This window comes from Nocardioides bruguierae, from assembly GCF_023554635.1.
GTDB lineage: Bacteria > Actinomycetota > Actinomycetes > Propionibacteriales > Nocardioidaceae > Nocardioides > Nocardioides bruguierae.
Genome location: NZ_JAMJPH010000010.1, coordinates 188,718 through 207,172 on the forward strand (window position 1 = coordinate 188,718; position 18,455 = coordinate 207,172).

At 75.3% G+C, this 18,455-nt stretch carries 21 protein-coding genes; 10 read left to right on the forward strand and 11 right to left on the reverse strand.

Annotated features, from left to right (window positions below):
• Window positions 1-269: 269 nt before the first annotated feature.
• From M8316_RS07365 to M8316_RS07390, 6 genes are all read left to right on the forward strand, one after another.
• Entirely contained in the window at window positions 270-725 is a 456-nt protein-coding gene (locus tag M8316_RS07365; RefSeq protein ID WP_272494844.1) for a cytidine deaminase, read from the forward strand.
• Complete coding sequence (locus M8316_RS07370; protein WP_250053323.1) at window positions 697-1,926, forward strand: cytochrome P450; 1,230 nt, start codon at window positions 697-699, stop codon at window positions 1,924-1,926. The genes M8316_RS07365 and M8316_RS07370 overlap by 29 nt, the downstream gene beginning before the upstream one ends.
• Window positions 1,927-2,010: 84 nt before the next feature.
• On the forward strand, window positions 2,011-2,529 hold the full coding sequence (locus M8316_RS07375; protein ID WP_250053325.1) for a DedA family protein: 519 nt from the start codon (window positions 2,011-2,013) through the stop codon (window positions 2,527-2,529).
• A gap of 111 nt (window positions 2,530-2,640) precedes the next feature.
• Window positions 2,641-3,921, forward strand: a complete 1,281-nt coding sequence (locus tag M8316_RS07380) for a thymidine phosphorylase (RefSeq protein ID WP_250053327.1) — start codon at window positions 2,641-2,643, stop codon at window positions 3,919-3,921.
• Complete coding sequence (locus M8316_RS07385; protein ID WP_250053329.1) at window positions 3,918-4,802, forward strand: ATP-grasp domain-containing protein; 885 nt, start codon at window positions 3,918-3,920, stop codon at window positions 4,800-4,802. Before M8316_RS07380 ends, M8316_RS07385 begins: the two co-directional genes overlap by 4 nt.
• A 20-nt stretch (window positions 4,803-4,822) precedes the next feature.
• A complete protein-coding gene (locus M8316_RS07390; protein ID WP_250053331.1) occupies window positions 4,823-5,656 on the forward strand; it encodes a class I SAM-dependent methyltransferase in 834 nt (277 codons plus the stop codon).
• Between the two features lie 3 nt (window positions 5,657-5,659).
• Here the strand turns inward: M8316_RS07390 and M8316_RS07395 are convergent, their stop codons facing one another.
• Entirely contained in the window at window positions 5,660-6,121 is a 462-nt protein-coding gene (locus tag M8316_RS07395; RefSeq protein WP_250053333.1) for a MaoC family dehydratase, read from the reverse strand.
• A 67-nt stretch (window positions 6,122-6,188) separates the two neighbouring features.
• Between M8316_RS07395 and M8316_RS07400 the strand changes: the two genes are divergently transcribed.
• Both M8316_RS07400 and M8316_RS07405 read left to right on the forward strand, forming a co-directional pair.
• Window positions 6,189-7,322, forward strand: a complete 1,134-nt coding sequence (locus M8316_RS07400; protein WP_250053335.1) for an adenosine deaminase — start codon at window positions 6,189-6,191, stop codon at window positions 7,320-7,322.
• Window positions 7,323-7,377: 55 nt separating this feature from the next.
• Window positions 7,378-7,845, forward strand: coding sequence for a DUF3592 domain-containing protein (locus M8316_RS07405; protein WP_250053337.1), 468 nt, complete (start codon window positions 7,378-7,380; stop codon window positions 7,843-7,845).
• 31 nt (window positions 7,846-7,876) lie between these two features.
• On the opposite strand, the gene M8316_RS07410 is transcribed toward M8316_RS07405, so the two are convergent.
• Genes M8316_RS07410 through deoC form a run of 3 tightly spaced genes read right to left on the reverse strand, consistent with a single transcriptional unit; the run spans window position 7,877 to window position 9,800 of the window.
• Window positions 7,877-8,455 (reverse strand): hypothetical protein, encoded by a 579-nt coding sequence (locus tag M8316_RS07410; protein WP_250053338.1) that lies wholly within the window; start codon window positions 8,453-8,455, stop codon window positions 7,877-7,879.
• Complete coding sequence (locus M8316_RS07415; protein WP_250053340.1) at window positions 8,452-9,060, reverse strand: ATP-binding protein; 609 nt, start codon at window positions 9,058-9,060, stop codon at window positions 8,452-8,454. The genes M8316_RS07410 and M8316_RS07415 overlap by 4 nt, the downstream gene beginning before the upstream one ends.
• 26 nt (window positions 9,061-9,086) lie before the next feature.
• Window positions 9,087-9,800, reverse strand: coding sequence for a deoxyribose-phosphate aldolase (gene deoC, locus M8316_RS07420; protein WP_250053341.1), 714 nt, complete (start codon window positions 9,798-9,800; stop codon window positions 9,087-9,089).
• 111 nt (window positions 9,801-9,911) lie between these two features.
• On the opposite strand from deoC, the gene M8316_RS07425 reads away from it, so the two are divergent.
• Window positions 9,912-10,553, forward strand: a complete 642-nt coding sequence (locus M8316_RS07425; protein ID WP_250053342.1) for a hypothetical protein — start codon at window positions 9,912-9,914, stop codon at window positions 10,551-10,553.
• Between the two features lie 50 nt (window positions 10,554-10,603).
• On the opposite strand, the gene M8316_RS07430 is transcribed toward M8316_RS07425, so the two are convergent.
• The 7 genes from M8316_RS07430 to M8316_RS07460 form a co-directional block, all read right to left on the reverse strand.
• On the reverse strand, window positions 10,604-12,304 hold the full coding sequence (locus M8316_RS07430; protein WP_250053343.1) for a phospho-sugar mutase: 1,701 nt from the start codon (window positions 12,302-12,304) through the stop codon (window positions 10,604-10,606).
• A gap of 81 nt (window positions 12,305-12,385) precedes the next feature.
• The gene (locus M8316_RS07435) at window positions 12,386-13,381 is read right to left on the reverse strand and encodes an aldo/keto reductase (RefSeq protein WP_250053344.1); all 996 of its coding nucleotides are present in this window, start codon (window positions 13,379-13,381) and stop codon (window positions 12,386-12,388) included.
• 34 nt (window positions 13,382-13,415) lie between these two features.
• Window positions 13,416-13,856, reverse strand: coding sequence for a MerR family transcriptional regulator (locus tag M8316_RS07440; protein WP_250053345.1), 441 nt, complete (start codon window positions 13,854-13,856; stop codon window positions 13,416-13,418).
• 89 nt (window positions 13,857-13,945) lie between these two features.
• On the reverse strand, window positions 13,946-14,623 hold the full coding sequence (locus tag M8316_RS07445; protein WP_250053346.1) for a biliverdin-producing heme oxygenase: 678 nt from the start codon (window positions 14,621-14,623) through the stop codon (window positions 13,946-13,948).
• Window positions 14,620-15,393: a TetR family transcriptional regulator gene (locus M8316_RS07450; protein WP_250053347.1), complete on the reverse strand. Its 774-nt coding sequence runs from the start codon at window positions 15,391-15,393 to the stop codon at window positions 14,620-14,622. The genes M8316_RS07445 and M8316_RS07450 overlap by 4 nt, the downstream gene beginning before the upstream one ends.
• 131 nt (window positions 15,394-15,524) lie before the next feature.
• A complete protein-coding gene (locus M8316_RS07455) occupies window positions 15,525-16,343 on the reverse strand; it encodes a purine-nucleoside phosphorylase (RefSeq protein WP_250053349.1) in 819 nt (272 codons plus the stop codon).
• A gap of 85 nt (window positions 16,344-16,428) precedes the next feature.
• Window positions 16,429-16,881 (reverse strand): gamma-glutamylcyclotransferase family protein, encoded by a 453-nt coding sequence (locus M8316_RS07460; protein WP_250053351.1) that lies wholly within the window; start codon window positions 16,879-16,881, stop codon window positions 16,429-16,431.
• Between the two features lie 45 nt (window positions 16,882-16,926).
• Here M8316_RS07460 and lpdA point away from each other — a divergent pair, with 45 nt between their 5' ends.
• Complete coding sequence (gene lpdA, locus M8316_RS07465) at window positions 16,927-18,324, forward strand: dihydrolipoyl dehydrogenase (protein ID WP_250053353.1); 1,398 nt, start codon at window positions 16,927-16,929, stop codon at window positions 18,322-18,324.
• The last annotated feature ends 131 nt before the right edge of the window (window positions 18,325-18,455 follow it).

Genomic DNA, 18,455 nt, shown 5'->3' on the forward strand with positions numbered 1-18,455 from the left:
CGGCTCGGGACCGGATGGTTATCGAGTTGCGATGTTTGAAACGAAAGATCCATCGCTCCGGGCCGGTCTACTGCGGCGTACGTCCCGTCCAGCGGAGCCGGACGTCACGCTCCCCGCTGTGACCGCTGCAACGAGCGTTGCAGCCCGCCGGCCCGCCACCCGGCCGGGTGACGGGACGGGGGACGCGGGTCACGGCTCGGTCACGGCGGGCGCCGGACCGGCACCGGACCAGTGCGGGCCGACGCCGCGACCCGGGGCAGGATGGACCCATGGACGCCGCCGAGCCGACCCCCGCCACCGCCCAGCCCGACCCGCTGGCCGCCGAGGCCACCGCCGCGGACGGCTTCGACTGGTCGGCGCTCCAGGAGGCCGCCACCGCCGCGATGCGGCACGCCTACGCGCCCTACTCCGGCTACGCGGTCGGCGCCGCGGCCGTCGTCGAGGACGGCCGGCTCGTGACCGGGTGCAACGTGGAGAACGCCGCCTACGGCGTCGGCCTGTGCGCCGAGTGCGGACTGGTCAGCCAGCTGCACCTGACCGGGGGCGGTCGCCTCACGCACTTCGTCTGCGTCGGGGGCGAGGGTCAGGTGATCATGCCGTGCGGCCGCTGCCGCCAGCTGCTGTTCGAGAACGGCGGCCCCGACCTACGCCTGCTCACCGTGGCCGGCCTGCGGTCCATGAGCGAGGTGCTGCCGGATGCCTTCGGCCCCCACGACCTCGCTTGACCTGAGCGACCCCGCGTTCCTGGCCGACCCCTACCCGGCCCTGGCGCGGGAGCGGGCCCGCCACCCGGTGGCCTGGCACGAGCCGTCGCAGACGTGGCTGACCTTCACCCACGCCACGGTCGGGCAGGTCCAGCGCGACCGCCGCCTCGGCCGGCGCTGGGTCGACCGCGAGCCCCGGGACGCGCTCGAGCCGTTCAACCTGCTGCACCGGCACCAGATGATGGAGCACGAGCCGCCCACGCACACCCGGCTGCGGCGCCCGGTCGCCTCCGCCTTCTCCCGCGGTCACGTCGAGCGGCTGCGCCCCCGGGTGCGCGAGGTCGCCGCCGGGCTGCTGGAGGAGGCCGGCCCCGACCGGTTCGACCTGGTCACCGCGTACGCCGAGCCCCTGCCGGTGCTCGTCATCGCCGAGCTGCTGGGCGTGCCGAGGGCGCACGTCGGCGACCTGCGGCGGTGGTCGCAGGCGATCGTCCGCATGTACGAGGTCGACCCCGGCCCCGCGGTGGTGGACGCGGCGGTGTCGGCGTCGGTGGACTTCGCCGCGCTCGTGCGCGACCTGGCCGCGCACCGGCGCCGACGCCCGGCCGCCGACCTGGTCAGCGACCTGGTGGCCACCGAGCTCTCGCAGGACGAGGTGGTGGCCGCCGTCGTCCTGCTGCTCAACGCCGGGCACGAGGCCTCGGTCAACGTGCTCGGCAACGGACTCGTCGCTGCGCTGGACCCGACAACGCTGGACTCGACGGCGCCGGACCCGACGGCGCCGGCCTCGCAGGGGCGCACCCTCGAGCAGGCGCTGGCCGGGGCGCCCGTCGCACTCGCCGTCGAGGAGCTGCTCCGGGTGGACGCGGCGCTCCAGCTGTTCGTGCGGACCGCGAGCGAGCCGGTCCGGCTGGGGGAGGGGCCGGGCTCCGTCGTGGTCGGGCGGGGCGAGCGGGTCTGCGCGCTGCCCGGCGCCGCCAACCGCGACCCGGCGGTGTTCGCCGACCCCGACACGTTCGTGCCCGGCCGCGACCCCAACCCGCACCTCTCCTTCGGCGTCGGCGTGCACTTCTGCCTCGGCGCCCCGCTGGCCCGCGCCGAGCTCGCCGAGGCGCTGGCCGTGCTGCGCGAACGGCGACCCGGCCTGCACCTGGCCGGAGAGCGCGTGCGGCGGGGCACGTTCGTGCTGCGCGGGCACACCCGGGTGCCGGTCGCGGGCTGAGCCCGACCGGCGTGACCCCCGGCCACCGGACCGGTGCCGTTGGACCCCTGGGGAGGGGCCGGTCCGGCGGGCACACTGGCTGCCGTGCCCGACTGGCCGGTGGTCCCGCTCTTCTGCTTCCTCGTCGTCGTCGCGTTCGCGCGCGGCGGGGCGACCTACGCCCTGGCCCGCGGCGCCCGCGGGGTGGCCGCCCGCGACGACGGTCGCCGGGCCTGGCTCGAGCGGCCGGCCGTCGTCCGGGCCGAGGGCACCGTGCGCCGCTTCGGCGCCCCGGCCGTGACCCTGTGCTTCCTCACCGTCGGCGTGCAGACGGCGGTCAACGCCGCCGCGGGCAGCCTGCGGATGCCCCTGCGCCGCTACCTGCCCGCCCTGGGGGTCGGCGCCGCGCTCTGGGCGAGCGTCTACCTCACCGTCGGGCTCGCGGTCCTCGAGGCCTTCTGGACGGCGGCGCCCGGCCGCGTCCTCGTCGCGGCAGCCGCCGTCGCGGCGCTGGTCGCCGTCGTGGTCGGGGTGCGTCGCTCCCGCCTGGGGCGCGCCGGCCGGGACGCGGCGCGCCCGGCCGAGGAGCCCGTGGACGCCCCGGAGCCCTGCGCGGGTCGCTGAGCCCGGCGGCTGCGCCGCCCGGGCGTGGCTGTGGCAGGCTCGCCCTCCCGGGCGGCGGTCCCGCCCGTCTCGCCCCGCGAGCCCCACAGGACCTGACCAGGAGGACCAGCAGTGCACGACGCGGTGGAGGTGATCGTCGCCAAGCGCGACGGCGCCGCTCTGTCCGACAGCCAGATCGACTGGGTCATCGACGCCTACACGCGCGGCGAGGTGGCCCACGAGCAGATGTCGTCGCTGGCCATGGCCATCCTGCTCAACGGCATGGACCGCCGCGAGATCGCCCGCTGGACGGCCGCGATGATCGCCTCCGGCGAGCGGATGGACTTCGGCGCGCTCTCGCGCCCCACCGCCGACAAGCACTCCACCGGCGGCGTCGGGGACAAGATCACCCTCCCGCTCGCCCCGCTCGTGGCCGCCTGCGGCGTCGCCGTGCCCCAGCTCTCGGGCCGCGGCCTCGGCCACACGGGCGGCACCCTGGACAAGCTGGAGTCGATCCCCGGCTGGCGCGCCGGCCTCTCCAACGCCGAGATGATGGCCCAGCTCGAGGACGTCGGCGCCGTGGTGTGCGCCGCCGGCTCCGGCCTGGCCCCGGCCGACAAGAAGCTCTACGCCCTGCGCGACGTCACCGGCACCGTCGAGGCGATCCCGCTGATCGCCTCCTCGATCATGAGCAAGAAGATCGCCGAGGGCACCGGTGCGCTCGTGCTCGACGTGAAGGTCGGCACGGGCGCGTTCATGAAGGACCTCGACAAGGCCCGCGAGCTGGCCCGCACCATGGTCGAGCTCGGCACCGACGCGGGCGTGCGCACCACCGCGCTGCTCACCGACATGTCCGTGCCGCTCGGCCTCACCGCCGGCAACGCCATCGAGGTGCAGGAGTCCGTCGAGGTGCTCGCCGGCGGTGGCCCCGCCGACGTGGTCGAGCTGACCCTCGCCCTGGCCCGCGAGATGCTCACGGGCGCCGGCGTCACCGACGTCGACCCCGCCGACAAGCTCGCCGACGGCTCGGCCATGGACGCCTGGCGCCGGATGATCTCCGCCCAGGGCGGCGACCCGGACGCGACCCTCCCGGTGGCGCAGGAGTCGCACGTGGTGACCGCGCCGAGCGACGGCGTGCTGGCCCGCCTCGACGCGATGGCCGTCGGCCTGGCCGCCTGGCGCCTCGGCGCCGGTCGCGCCCGCCAGGAGGACCCGGTGCAGGCCGGTGCCGGCGTGCGCTGGCACGCCCGCCCCGGTGACGTGGTCACCGCGGGCCAGCCGCTGTTCACGCTGCTCACCGACACCCCCGAGCGCTTCGACCGGGCCCTGGCCTCGCTCGAGGGCGGCTGGGAGGTCGCGGCCCCGGGCACCGAGGTCACCCCCGGCCCGCTGCTGATCGACCGGATCGCGTGAGCACGGCGCGGCCCCGCGTCCTGCTGGCCACCTGCGCGCTGCTGCCGCAGGGCGAGCCCGGCGGGGACGCCCTCGTCGCGGCGCTCGCCACGCGCGGTGTCGACGCCGCCTGGGCCGTCTGGGACGACCCGTCCGTGGACTGGGCGGGCGCCGACCTCGTCGCCGTGCGCGCGACCTGGGACTACCACCTGCGGCCGGAGGCGTTCCTGACGTGGGCCCGGGCCGTCGAGGACGCGACGGTGCTGCTCAACGGCGCCGACGCGATGACCTGGAGCAGCGACAAGGAGTACCTCCTGCGCCTGTCCGCCGAGGTGTGGACGGTGCCGAGCGTGCCCATCGAGGTCGAGGACGTCGTCGGCGGGCTGCGTCCGGCGTTCGAGCGCTGGGGCACCCTGGTGGTCAAGCCGCGCGTGGGGGCCAGCGGGCAGGGGCTCGTGGTCGCCACCGGGCTCGAGGACCCGCGCCTGCTCGGGCTGACGCCCGGCCCCTGGCTGGCCCAGCCGCTGGTGGCGTCCGTGCGCACGCGGGGCGAGTCCTCGGTGGTGCTCGTCGCCGGCCGCCCCGTCGCCCAGGTCGACAAGCGGCCCGGCTCCGCCGGGGACGGCGCCGACGTGCGGGTGCACGAGGAGTACGGCGGCACCAGCGTCGCCGTGCCGGTCGACCCCGACGCCGGCGCGCTGGCCCGCGCGGCCGTCGAGGCCACGCAGAAGCTGCTCGGCCGGGAGGAGGCGCTCGACTACGCCCGCGTCGACCTGCTGGAGATGGACGGGATGCTCGTGGTCAGCGAGGTCGAGCTGGTCGAGCCCGGGCTCTACCTCGACCTCGTGCCCGCCGTCGCGGACGCGTTCGCCGAGCACCTGGTGACCCGCCTGGCCCGCTGAGCGGGCCTACGCTCCGGGGCATGGACGACCTGCCGGAGTACGCCCGCGTCAACCGGGACAGCTGGGACGACCGGGCCGCCGCGCACGCGGCCTCGCCCGACTACGCGCTCGACCGGCTGCTCGCCGACCCGACCGCGGTCTCGGACGTGGTGGCGTTCGACCGTGCGCGCCTCGGCGACCTCACGGGCCTGCGTGGCGTGCACCTCCAGTGCCACATCGGCACCGACACCCTCTCCCTGCACCGGCTGGGCGCGCGGATGACGGGGCTGGACCTCTCGGGCGCCTCGCTGGCCCAGGCCCGCGACCTGGCGGCCCGCGCCGGGGCGGAGGTCGAGTACGTGGAGTCCGAGGTCCACGCGGCGGGCGCCGTGCTCGAGCCGGCGTCCTTCGACCTCGTCTACACCGGCATCGGGGCGCTGTGCTGGCTGCCCGACGTCGCCGCCTGGGCGCGGGTCGTCGCCGGGCTGCTCGCTCCCGGCGGGCGGCTGTTCCTGCGCGAGGGGCACCCGATGCTGTGGGCGCTGGACGACGAGCGCGCCGACGACCTGCTGGTCGCGCGGTACCCGTACTTCGAGACCGCCGAGCCGCTGGTCTTCTCCGACGCCGGCACCTACGTCGAGACCGACCACGTCTTCACCGCGAGCACGACCCACGAGTGGAACCACGGTCTCGGCGAGATCGTCCAGGGCCTGCTCGACGCGGGGCTCACGCTGACCTCGCTGGCCGAGCACGACTCCGTGCCCTGGAACGCGCTGCCCGGCGCCATGGAGCCGGTCGGCGGGGGCGAGTTCGCGCTGCGCGAGGGACGCGACCGCCTGGCCGCGTCCTACACCCTCACGGCCGTCAAGCGCTGAGCCTCAGGCCGGCTGGGCGACCAGCAGCACGAGGGTCTCGGCCACGCAGGCGGGCCGCGGGTGGTCCTCGATCTCGACCGTGTGCACCAGGGTGGCGCGCACACCGGCGCCGGTGTCCTCGGCCGCGGCCATCCGCACGTGGGTGCGCACGCGTCGGCCGACCGGCAGCGGCGCCGGGAAGCGCACCTTGTCCAGGCCGTAGTTGAGCACCGCGCCCGGGGTGTCGAACCGGTAGACGCCCGCCCCGAGCGCCGGCAGCAGCGACAGGGTGAGGAAGCCGTGGGCGATGGTGCCGCCGAAGGTGGAGGTGGCCGCGCGGGCCAGGTCCACGTGGATCCACTGGTGGTCGCCGGTGGCGTCGGCGAACGCGTCCACGCGCGCCTGGTCGACGGTGAGCCAGTCGGAGGTGCCCAGCTCGGTGCCCGCGGCCGCGAGCACCTCCTCGACGGTGGTGAAGACGATCACGGGGAGCTCCTGGGCCGCGGCGGTGCGGACTCATCCGGGGGAGTGGTCAGGTGGTTGGATGACGCTCATGAGCGTCACCCCCGCGCAACCTACCCCCGCCGCCACCCCTGGTCCCACCACCGCCTCCCTGCCCACCCGTGAGCAGGTGCGGCGCGCGCCCAAGGTCGTCCTGCACGACCACCTGGACGGCGGCCTGCGACCGCGCACGGTGCTGGAGCTGGCCGGCGAGGTCGGCCACGCGCTGCCCGCCGACACCGCGGACGACCTGGCGACCTGGTTCGCCGAGGCGGCGGACTCCGGCTCGCTGGAGCGCTACCTGGAGACCTTCGCGCACACCGTCGGCGTCATGCAGACCGCCGCGGCGCTGACCCGCGTGGCGCGCGAGTGCGTCGAGGACCTGGTGGCCGACGGCGTCGTCTACGCCGAGCTGCGGTGGGCCCCCGAGCAGCACACCGAGGCCGGGCTGAGCCTGGACGAGACCGTCGAGGCCGTCCGGCAGGGCATCGACGAGGGCTGTGCCGCCGCCGGCGGCCGCATCGTCGTGCGCCAGCTGCTGACCGCGATGCGGCACGCTGCCCGCTCCAGCGAGATCGCCGACCTGGCCATCGCCTGGCGCGACCGGGGCGTAGCCGGCTTCGACATCGCCGGCGCCGAGGCCGGCTTCCCTCCCACCCGGCACCTGGACGCCTTCGAGAAGGTCAAGCGCGCCAACGGGCACATCACCATCCACGCCGGCGAGGCGTTCGGCCTGCCCTCCATCTGGGAGGCGCTGCAGTGGTGCGGCGCGGACCGGCTCGGCCACGGCGTCCGCATCGTCGACGACATCACCGTGGCCGAGGACGGCACCGTCCACCTCGGCCCGCTGGCCTCCTACGTCCGGGACAAGCGCGTCCCGCTGGAGCTGGCGCCGGCCTCCAACGTGCAGACCGGGGCCGCGGCCTCGATCGCCGAGCACCCCATCGGCCTGCTCACCGACCTGCGCTTCCGCGTCACCGTCAACACCGACAACCGGCTGATGAGCCGCACCTCGATGACCGACGAGATGGCCGACCTGGTGGAGGCGTTCGGCTTCGACCTCGACCGTCTCCAGTGGTTCACCGTCAACGCGATGAAGTCGGCGTTCCTGCCCTTCGACGAGCGCCTGGCGATCATCGAGGACGTCATCAAGCCCGGCTACGCCGCGCTGCGAGCCGAGGGCTGAGGGACCCCGCGGGGGTCCGGGGCCGGCAGGGTCGAGCGGAAGGGTGGGGAGCGGCATGGGTCTGTCCGGCGTCGACGTCGTCGTGCTCGTGGCGGCGGTGCTCATGCTCGCCGCGGCCGCCCGGCTGGCGGTGCGTGCGGGACGCCAGCGGGCGGAGGCCGCCGACTTCGAGAGCCGTGCGGTGCCCGCCGAGGGCGAGGTGCTCCAGACCCGGGCCAAGGACGTCTCGCTGGCGGGGGAGCCGACCACCGTCTACTTCCACCTCGTCCAGTGGAGGCTGCCCGACGGCGGCCTCGTGCGGGCCGAGACGCTGAGCGGCACCACCCCGCCCGTGCCGCGGGTGGGGGAGCGGGTGGCGCTGCGCTACGACCGCCTCCGCACCGACCAGGTGGTGCTCGCCGCGGCCGACCCGCGCCTGGGTGCGGGCGGCACCGCCTGGGCCCTGGCCCGGCTGCTCGCCGCCGTCGGGCTGGCCGTGCCGCTGGCGTGGCTGGTCGTCCGGGTCGTCGTCGCCACCCTCTGACGGGCGGGCACTCGTACCGGGTCAGGGCTGGTCAGGCCTGGTCAGGACTGGTCAGGCGTTGGTCAGGGCCGGGCAGGACCGGGAACCACACCCGCGTCCAGCGCCCGACCGGCAGCCGACCCTCGCGCACCTGGGCCGGCGAGACGGCGCCCAGCTGCCCACGAGCGGGGTCGTAGACGGCCCAGCCGTCCCCGTCCGCGACGCCCACCACCAGCACCACGTGCCGCGGCAGCCACCGGTCACCGACGTAGACGGGCACCGCGACCTCGCGGCGGGCGTGGGCCAGCACGTCCTCGACGACCGCCCCGGCGCGCACCGACCGCACCCCCGCCCACCACGACCAGCGACCGCCCGGGTCGCGGCCCAGCGCCGCGGCGAGGTCCCAGGGCGCCAGGCCCAGCACGCGCGGCCAGCGCCGGCCCTCGGCCCGGTGGGTGGCGAGGACGACGGCCGCGAAGTCGTGCTCCAGCGCCGTCGGGGCCTCCTCCCGGGCGCACCACCGCGCCACGACCAGGGACGACGGCCCACAGCTGTACCGGTCGGGCTGCCGCAGCCGGGCCCACTCCGGCCAGTCGGCCGGGGAGCGACGCGGAGGCCCCGGGGGCGTCATCGGACCCGTGCGTCCCGCAGCGCCGCGACCTCGGTGAGGACCTCGTCGGGCGTGCGGGGCACGCAGCCCTTGCCCACCGCGTCGGCCACCACGCCGCGCTGGCCCCGGGCCAGCACGACACCGCGGCGCAGCAGCACCAGCGGGGGCTTGCGGTGCTCGCGCAGGTCCCGCGTGAGGCGCAGCCAGAAGGTGCGCAGCACCGAGCGGCGCACGCAGTAGGCGGCCGCGAGCAGGTCCGAGGCCCGGGCGCCGGCCACGACGTCCGCGGCGAAGATGCCCTCGGCCACGAACAGGGGGGACCCGGCCAGGTCGACCACGTGGGTGCCGGTGCGGCCGTTCGCGGCGATCTCGTAGACCGGCACCTCCGCCCGTCCGTCGCGGCACAGCGCGGCCATGGCCGCCAGCGCGTCCCCGGGGTGCCAGGAGTCGGGGTGGTCCCAGTCCACCAGCCCCGCGTTCGCGCCGTGGGTGATGAGGGGGAGCGTCGGGTCGTCGCCGTCCTTGTAGAAGTCGTCGAGCCGCAGCACCGGCAGGCCGAGCCGCTCGGCGAGCCGGGACTTGCCCGACCCCGACGGCCCGGCCAGCACGATCACCTGGGCGCGCACGGTCCCCTCCTCGCCGGCGGGGTGGCTCAGTAGCCGGCCGCGCCGGAGCCGTCGCCGGCCAGCAGCGCGCGGGAGCCGGAGACGCCGAGGCGGGTGGCGCCGGCGGCCATCATGGCGCGGGCCTGCTCGAGGGTCCGGACGCCGCCGGAGGCCTTGACCTCGAGCGCGTCGCCCACGGTCTGCTTCATCAGGCGCACGGCGTGCTCGGTCGCACCGCCCGCGGGGTGGAAACCCGTGGAGGTCTTCACGAAGTCGGCGCCGGCGGCCGCGGACGCGCGGCACACGCCGACGACCTGGTCGTCGTCCAGCGCGGCGGACTCGATGATGACCTTCAGCACGGTCGGCGCGGGGGCGGCGGCCCGGACGGCGGCCACGTCGGCCTGCACGTCCTCGAACCGGCCCTCGCGGGCGGCGCCGACGTCGATGACCATGTCGATCTCGTCCGCGCCCAGGCGCACCGACTCGGCGGCCTCGGCGGCCTTGACCGCGGAGGTGTGCTTGCCGGAGGGGAAGCCGCAGACCACGGCGACCTTCAGGCCGGCCGGCACGTCGAGGGGCAGCATGGAGGGGGAGACGCAGACCGAGTAGGTGCCCAGCTCGGCGGCCTCGGCGACGAGGGCGGCCACGTCGCCGCGGGTGGCCTCGGGCTTGAGCAGCGTGTGGTCGATCGCGCGGGCGACCTGCGCCGGGGTCGGGGCGTCGGCGGGCTGGCTGGTGCTGGGGGTCTGCTCGGTGCTCACGGTCGGCCAGCATAGGCGGGACGGGCCGCGGGAGCCGCCTCGGCGGCCGGGGCCCCGGCCTGGCATCCGACGAGGCGGGCCCCACCCGCCGACCACGTAGCCTGGGTCCCCATGAGCACGCCCCCCTCGAGCGCCGGCACCTCCGGCGAGCACGCCGTCGAGCGGTTCGCCCCGACCTCGGGTCGGGTGACCGGGACGATCGGCATCGCGATCTGCCTGCTGCTGGTCGTGCTCGCCGTGCTCGGGGCCGGGGCCTCCGCGCCCGTCGCCGGCATCGCCGCCGTCCTGGGGGTGCTCGCGTGGGCCACGATGCTCAAGCCCCGCCTGCGGATCGTCGGCGACCGGCTCGTGCTCGTGAACTCCTTCGAGACCGTGACCGTGCCCCTGGCCGGCATCACCAGCGTGCTGGTGCAGCAGGTGCTGGTCGTCGTGGTGGGCGGACGCAAGTTCACCTCCCCGGCCGCCGGCCGCTCGTGGCGCCAGGCCGCCAAGAAGCCGCGCAGCACCCGGGACCTGGCCATGTCCCCGGTGCCCGGCGAGGGGCTCCAGACCGACGCGAAGGTCGTCTATGCCGACTTCGTCGAGCAGCGCATCGGCGAGCGGGCCAACGAGGAGCGCGGCAACCGGGACATCGCTCGCCGCTCGCCCGAGCAGGAGGCCCTGCTGACCGAGGTGACGCGGACGCCGGCGTGGCTCGAGATCGGCCTGCTGGCCGTCACCGTCGTGGTCAGCGTCGTGGCGTTCCTGGTCTGAGCCCTGGTCCGAGCCCGTCCGAGCCCGTCCGAGCCCGTCCGAGCCAGGGCTCAGAGGCCGAGGGCCAGGGAGAGGTCCCCGCGCAGGGCGTCCAGGCGGGTGGCCGCGGCGACCCGGGCCGCCTCCACGGCGTCCGCCGCGTCGCCACCCACGTCACCGAGGTCGGTGACCGGCACGACGACCTCGAGGTAGGCCTTGAGCTTGGGCTCGGTGCCGCTGGGGCGGACGACGACGCGCGCCCCGCCCTCCAGCTGGTACCGCAGGCCCTCGGTCGGCGGCAGGTCGGCCGAGCCCTCCGCGAGGTCGTCGGCGGCCTGGACCGCCAGCCCGCCGAGGCTGGTCGGCGGGGTGGCCCGCAGCCGCGCCATGGCGTCGGTGATGAGCGCGACGTCGGCGACCCGCACGGAGAGCTGGTCGGTGGCGTGCAGCCCGTGGTCGCGCGCGAGGTCGTCGAGCACGTCGGTCAGCGTGCGCCCCTCGGCCTTGGTGGCCGCGGCCAGCTCGCACAGCAGCAGCAGGGCGGTGACCCCGTCCTTGTCCTTGACGTTCTCGGGGTCGCAGCAGTAGCCCAGCGCCTCCTCGTAGCCGAACGCGAGGCCGTCGACGCGGCCGATCCACTTGAACCCGGTGAGGGTCTCGGCGTAGGGGAGGCCGGCCGCGCGGGCCATCCGCCCGAGCAGCGAGGACGACACGATCGAGGTGGCCAGCGTGCCGCGCGCGCCCCGGGTCAGCAGGTGGTGCGCCAGCAGCGCGCCGACCTCGTCGCCACGCAGCATGCGCCACCCGGTCGGGGTGGGCACCGCGGCCGCGCACCGGTCCGCGTCCGGGTCGTTGGCGACCACGAGGTCGGCGTCCGTGCGGGCGGCCAGCGCGAGCGCGAGGTCCATCGCGCCGGGCTCCTCGGGGTTCGGGAAGGCCACGGTGGGGAAGTCGGGGTCGGGCTCCTCCTGCTCGGCCACGACCTGGGCCGGGGCGAACCCGGCCTGCTCGAGCACCTGGGCGACCGGGGCGGCGCCGACGCCGTGCAGCGGGGTGTAGACCAGCGCCAGGTCCCGGGGGCCGTCGGCGACGAGGCCGGCCGCGGTGTCGAGGTAGCGGTCGACGACGGCCTCGTCCAGCGTCCGCCAGGCCTGTGAGCGCGGCACGTCGCCGAGGTCACCGACGGCCGCGATCTCGGCGGCGATGCCGGCGTCCGCGGGCGGGACGATCTGGGAGCCGTCCCCGAGGTAGACCTTGTAGCCGTTGTCCTGCGGCGGGTTGTGGCTCGCGGTCACCATCACGCCGGCCACGCACCCCAGGTCGCGGATCGTGAAGGGGACGAGCGGGGTGGGCAGCGGCCGCGGCAGCAGCAGCGCCCGCAGGCCGGCGGCCTGCACGATCTCGCAGGTGTCGCGGGCGAACACGTCGGAGTTGTGCCGGGCGTCGTAGCCGACGACCACGGTGTCCTTCTCGCTCGCGCCCTGCGCACGCAGGTAGGCGGCCAGGCCCGCCGCGGCCCGCCCCACCACGACCCGGTTCATCCGGTTCGGGCCGGCACCCAGCGCCCCGCGCAGACCGGCCGTGCCGAACTCCAGGGTGCCGTCGAAGCGGCCCGCGAGGTCCGCCTCGGCCGCGGCGTCGCCGCTCCCGACCGCGGCCACGACGCCCTCCAGCTCGGCGCGGGTCGCCGGGTCGGGGTCCTGGGCCAGCCACGCCCGGGCGGCGTCGAGGAGGGCGGGCAGGTCGCGGGCGGCGGGGTCGGCGGTGCTCACGGGTCCGACGCTAGCGCTCCCGGGCCCGGGAGGAGGAGCCGACGAGGTCGCTCTCCGACATCGGCGTGGTCGTCGGGCGGCTCAGGCGTCGATGCTGCTCATGTCGCCGTAGCGGGCGCCCGCGACGGCGCCACGGGGCACGGCCTGCTCGATCTCGGCCAGCACCGCCTCGTCCAGGCTGACGGCGGCGGCGCCGACGTTCTCCTCCAGGTAGCGCACGCGCTTGGTGCCGGGGATGGGCGCCACGTCCTCGCCCTGCGCGAGCACCCAGGCCAGGGCGAGCTGGCCGGGGGTGCAGCCCTGGCGCGCGGCGATCGCCGCGAGGGCGTCGACGAGCGCCTGGTTGGTGACGAGGTTCTCGCCGTTGAGCCGCGGGAAGTACGCGCTGGAGCGGGAGTCGCCCTCGGCGGGGGCGTAGGCGCCGGTGAGGATGCCGCGCCCGAGCGGGGAGTAGGGCACCAGGCCGATGCCGAGCTCGCGCAGCACGGGGAGGATGGCGTCCTCCAGGTCGCGGGTGAACAGGGAGTACTCCGTCTGCAGCGCGGTGATCGGGTGGGTGGCGTGGGCGCGCCGGATCGTCTCGGCCGAGGCCTCGGAGAGGCCCAGGTGCCGCACCTTGCCGGCGGCCACGAGCTCGGCCATGGCGCCCACGGTCTCCTCGATCGGGACGGTGGGGTCGACCCGGTGCTGGTAGTAGAGGTCCAGGTGGTCGACGCCGAGGCGCGCCAGCGAGGCGTCGCAGGCGGCCCGGACGTACTCGGGGCGACCGTTGATGCCGAGCCGGGTGCCGTCCTCGGCGCGCTCGTTGCCGAACTTGGTGGCCAGGACGACCTCGTCGCGACGCCCGGCGATGGCCCGGCCGACCAGGCGCTCGTTGGTGAAGGGGCCGTACATGTCGGCGGTGTCGAGGAAGGTGACGCCGAGGTCGAGCGCGCGGCCGATCGTGGCGATGCCCCCGGCCTCGTCCGGGGTGCCGTAGAACTCGCTCATCCCCATGCAGCCGAGCCCGAGGGTGGAGACGGTGAGGGCGGCGTCGGCGGTGCCCAGCGTGCGGGTGGTCGTGATCGTCTGCGTCATGGGCACCACCGAACCCCTTGGAGCGCGCTCCAGGTCAAGACCGGGCGGGTGAGAGGTCGGCGACCCCGGCCAGCCGGTCCTCGTAGATGCCGATCTTGGCGTCGATGGCGCCCAGGTGCTCCGTGACGTCGGCGAGCTGGGCGAGCACGACCTGCCGGTGCTCGCGCAGCAGCGCCAGGCGTGCGGGCTCGTTGCCGTCGCCGGCGCGCACGAGGTCGGCGTAGCGCCGCACGTCGCGCACGGGCATGCCGGTTGCGCGCAGCCTCGTGACCAGGGCGATCCACCGCAGGTCCTCGGGCTGGTAGCGCCGCTGCCCGGTCGCCGTGCGCGGCACCGGCCGCAGCATCAGGCCGTCCTTCTCGTAGTAGCGCAGGGTGTCCGCGGTCAGCCCGCTGCTGGTCGCGGCCTCCGCGATCGGGAGCCCGGTGGCCACGGTGCTGGGAGTGGGGGCGGTAGAGGCGGCGGTTGCGGGCACCTCTCCAGTCTGCGACCTGGAGCATGCTCCAGGTCAAGCCCGTGGCCGCGCGGGTGGCCCCGAGGGCCTCACCTGACGGTCGGGGCTGGTCAGGCGGTGGGAGCGGGGGTCAGGCCCAGCTCCTCGTCCAGCTCGGCGAAGAGGGCCTGGTTGAGGCGGAACGCATGCTGCACCTCGGCCACCACGCGGTCCGCCTGGTCCGGGGGAAGCCCCAGCGCGTCCAGCCGGGCGCGGTAGGCGTCCTTGTACGGCTTCGGCCTCGGCACGGCGGCGAAGTCGTAGAAGGCCACCCCGTCGCCGGCCAGGTCGTAGTGGCGCCGGAGCACGCGGCCGATCGCCTGGCCGCCGGAGAGGTCGCCCAGGTAGCGGGTGTAGTGGTGGGCGGCGTAGGCGCCGCCCCAGGAGGCCGAGGCCTCGATCGCGGCGACGTAGGCGTCGGTGGCGGGGGAGTGGACGTCGTGCGCCGCCCCCGGTGCCCAGCCGCCCGTTGCCCGGCCCCGTGCCCAGTGGGCGAGGTCCGCGTCGAGGGCGGGCAGGCGCTCGAGGTCGGGGTCGTGGACGGCGGCCGCCGCCGCGTCCCCGGACGCGGCCAGCGTCCGCCCGACCCGCTCCAGCGCCTCGTAGACCCGGCGCAGCCGGGCCAGGTAGGCGACGTAGCCGGCGGGTGCGATGCCGCCGTCGAGCAGCGTCGCCATGAACGCGGAGGACTCGGCCGCCTCGTGCTCGGCGCGCGAGCCCTCGCGCATGGCGGTGGAGAGGTGGGTCATCCGGTGGGGTCGGCGAGGAACGCCGGCTCGGGGTCGGGCACCGGGGCGGTGAGCATCGCCACCGACATGCCCACCAGGTTGGCCACGAAGCCGTCCTCGTCGAGCTGCGGGCGGTGGTGCGGTCCGGCCTCGCCCCGCTCGGCGCGGTCCAGCGCGCGGGACCGGTCACCGATCGCGCGCAGCGCGAAGCCGCTGAACAGGCTGAGCCGCTCCCGCAGCAGCGCCTCGGACATCGGCGGCATCCGCCGGGCGATGAGCTCGAAGACGGCGTAGCCGCCGCTGTGCTCGACCGCGGCGCGCAGGTCCGGCTCCTCGTCCAGGATCTCCTCGGCCACCAGCTCGCCGAGGATCACCGGGTAGCAGCGTCCGCGCCACCCCGTGCCGGCCAGCTCGACCATGGGCCGCACCGCCGGCTCGACCGCGGAGGCCAGGTCGGTCACCGGCCGCGAGCGGGCCACCTCGAGCAGCCGCAGCTCGCGCTCGGCGAGGAAGTCGGCGTGCTGCTCGAGCACTGCCGCGAGCAGCTTCTCGCGGGAGCCGAAGTGGTAGTGGACGGCACCGCGGTTGCGCTGCCCCGCCTGCCGGGTGATGTCGAGCAGCGAGGCGTTGAAGGCCCCGTGCTCGGCGAAGGCGCGGGTCGCGGCCTCGACCAGCTTGGCGCGCGTCGCACGGCCCAGCTCACGCGGGTCGGTGCGGGCGGGATCGGTGCCAGGGGTCGTGCCGGGGTTGGTGCTGGTGTCTTGCGTCTCGGGCGTCTGCTCGGAGGACAACGTCTCGGACCTCTCAGGAGTGGTCGTACCGGTTCTCGGGGAGCAGTCGGGCGAGGGGGAGGCGGGGTGGTGACCGCCGGGGCTGCTTCGTGGTGGGGCGCGCCGGGCCGGGGGTGGCGGCGCGCCGGCGCTCAGAGCGCGGGGACGACGCGGGCCAGCAGGTCCCCCATCCGCTCGGCTGCCTCGCGGCCGGCCTCGAGCACCTCGGCGTGGTCCAGCGGCTCGCCGGTGATGCCGGCGGCCAGGTTGGTGACGAGGCTGAGCCCGAGCACCTCCATGCCGGCCTCGCGGGCGGCGATGGCCTCGAGCGTGGTGCTCATGCCGACCAGCGTGCCGCCGATGGCGCGGACCATGCCGATCTCGGCGGGGGTCTCGTAGTGGGGGCCGGGGAACTGCACGTACACGCCCTCGTCGAGGGTCGGGTCCAGCTCGCGGCACAGCGTGCGCAGCCGGGAGGAGTACAGGTCGGTGAGGTCGACGAAGTTCGCGCCCACGATCGGCGAGCGGCCGGTGAGGTTGATGTGGTCGGAGATCAGCACCGGGGTGCCGGGGGACCAGGTCTCCTTGAGGCCGCCGCAGCCGTTGGTCAGCACGATGGTGCTGCAGCCGGCGGCCGCGGCCGTGCGGACGCCGTGCACGACGGCGTCCACGCCCTTGCCCTCGTAGTAGTGGGTGCGGGAGCCGAAGAGGAGCAGCCGCTTCTCGCCCAGCTGCAGGGAGCGCACTGTGCCGCTGTGGCCGGCCACCGCGGCGGCCGAGAAGCCCGGCAGCTCGGTGACGGGGACCTCGACGTCTGCCTCGCCCAGGGAGGCCGCGGCCGGCAGCCAGCCGGAGCCCAGCACGAGCGCGACGTCGTGCTTCTCGACGCCGGTGATCTCGGCGAGCCGGGCGGCTGCCTGCTCGGCGAGTGCGGAGGGGGACGTCTGCGCGGAGGACTGCTCGGAGGTCACGGGAGGACCCTACGTGCTGGGCCGTCGCCCCGCGTGTCGCCCCGGTGTCCTCAGGGATCTCGCAGGGATCTCGCAGGGAAACCCGTCAGAGGCCCGTGGACCGGCAGGGGCGCGTGCGCAGGGCCGTGACGTAGTCGCTGGGCGCGTCGGCGGCCTCGGCCGCGTCGGCCAGCACGCCGAGGTTGAGCGCCGAGGGCAGCCCGCCCTCGTAGGCGTCCAGCACGTAGGCCCAGGCGACCCGCTCGCCACTCATCGTCGAGATCCGCACCTTGGTCTTGCGGTACAGGCCGGAGGAGGCCATCTCGACCTCGTCGAGCACCCGCTCGTCCTCGCGGGTCACGTCGTAGAGCGCGACGAAGACCTGCTCGAAGGGGTCCTGGACGATCGTCGGGAGCGCCCCGTCCCAGCCGTGCTCCTCGCCGCCGAACGTCAGGCGCCACCCGTTGAGCCACCCCGTGGTGTCCAGCGGGGAGTGCGGGCAGCGCTCGCTCATGCGGGCGGGGTCCATGTTGCTGCCGTAGGCGGCGTACAGCGTCACGGGACCGAAGGTTAACGCCTCCGGCCCGGCGACTAGGGTGGCCCCGTGACCCACTTCGATGTTCTGGTTCTTGGTGCCGGCCCCGGGGGCTACGTCGCTGCGATCCGCGCGGCTCAGCTCGGGAAGTCCGTCGCCGTGGTCGAGGAGAAGTACTGGGGCGGTGTCTGCCTCAACGTCGGCTGCATCCCCTCCAAGGCGCTGCTGAAGAACGCCGAGCTCTCCCACCTGCTGACGCACGACAAGGCCAAGTACGGCATCGAGGGCGACGCCTCGATGTCCTTCGGTCCCACGCACGCCCGCTCGCGCAAGGTCAGCGAGGGCATCGTCAAGGGCGTCCACTACCTCATGAAGAAGAACAAGATCACCGAGATCGACGGACGGGGCACCCTGACCGGCCCCACGTCGCTCGACGTGAAGGCCGCCGACGGCTCGGTGACCTCCTACACCTGCACCGACCTGATCGTCGCCGCCGGTGCGCAGGTGCGGATGCTCCCGGGCATCGAGAAGTCCGCCAACGTGGTGACCTACGAGGAGCAGATCCTCGACTCCGAGCTGCCCTCCTCGATCATCATCGGCGGCTCCGGCGCGATCGGCGTCGAGTTCGCCTACGTGATGAAGAACTTCGGCGTGGACGTCACCATCGTCGAGTTCGCCGACCGGATGGTCCCGGCCGAGGACGCGGACGTGTCCAAGGAGCTGGCCAAGCACTACAAGAAGCTCGGCGTGAAGGTCCTGACCTCCACCAAGTGCGAGAAGGTCGAGGACACCGGCTCCGGCGTCCGCGTGACCGTCAGCCCCGCCGCGGGCGGCGACTCGCAGGTGCTCGAGGCCGACAAGATGCTCGCCGCGTTCGGCTTCGCGCCGCGCGTGGAGGGCTACGGCCTGGAGAGCACGGGCGTGGCCCTCACCGACCGCGGCGCCATCGCCATCGACGAGTACGGCCGCACCAACGTCGAGCACGTCTACGCGATCGGTGACGTCACCGGCAAGATGATGCTCGCCCACGTGGCCGAGGCCATGGGCATCGTGGCTGCCGAGGTCATCGCCGGCGAGGAGACCATGCCGGTGGAGTTCGACTTCATCCCGCGCGCCACCTACTGCCAGCCGCAGATCGGCTCCTTCGGCTACTCCGAGCAGCAGGCCAAGGACAAGGGCTACGACGTCAAGACCGCCACCTTCCCGTTCTCCGCGAACGGCAAGGCCCAGGGTCTCGGCGAGGCCGTCGGCTTCGTCAAGATCGTCGCCGACGCCGAGCACAACGAGATCCTCGGCGCCCACATGATCGGCCCCGACGTGACCGAGCAGCTCCCCGCGCTCACCCTGGCCCAGAAGTGGGACCTCACCGCGGACGAGATCGCCCGCAACGTCTTCGCGCACCCGACCCTGTCGGAGGCCGTGAAGGAGGCCGTCCACGGCATCGCCGGTCACATGATCAACCTGTGACCCGCTGACGTCGCCCGGGCCGGGCGGCCGGGGCCCCCCCCGCGGGCCGCCCCCCGCCCCGCCCCCGCCCCCCCCCCCCCCCCCCCGCCCCCCCCCGGGCCCCCCCCCCCCGGGGGCCCCCCCCGTAACCG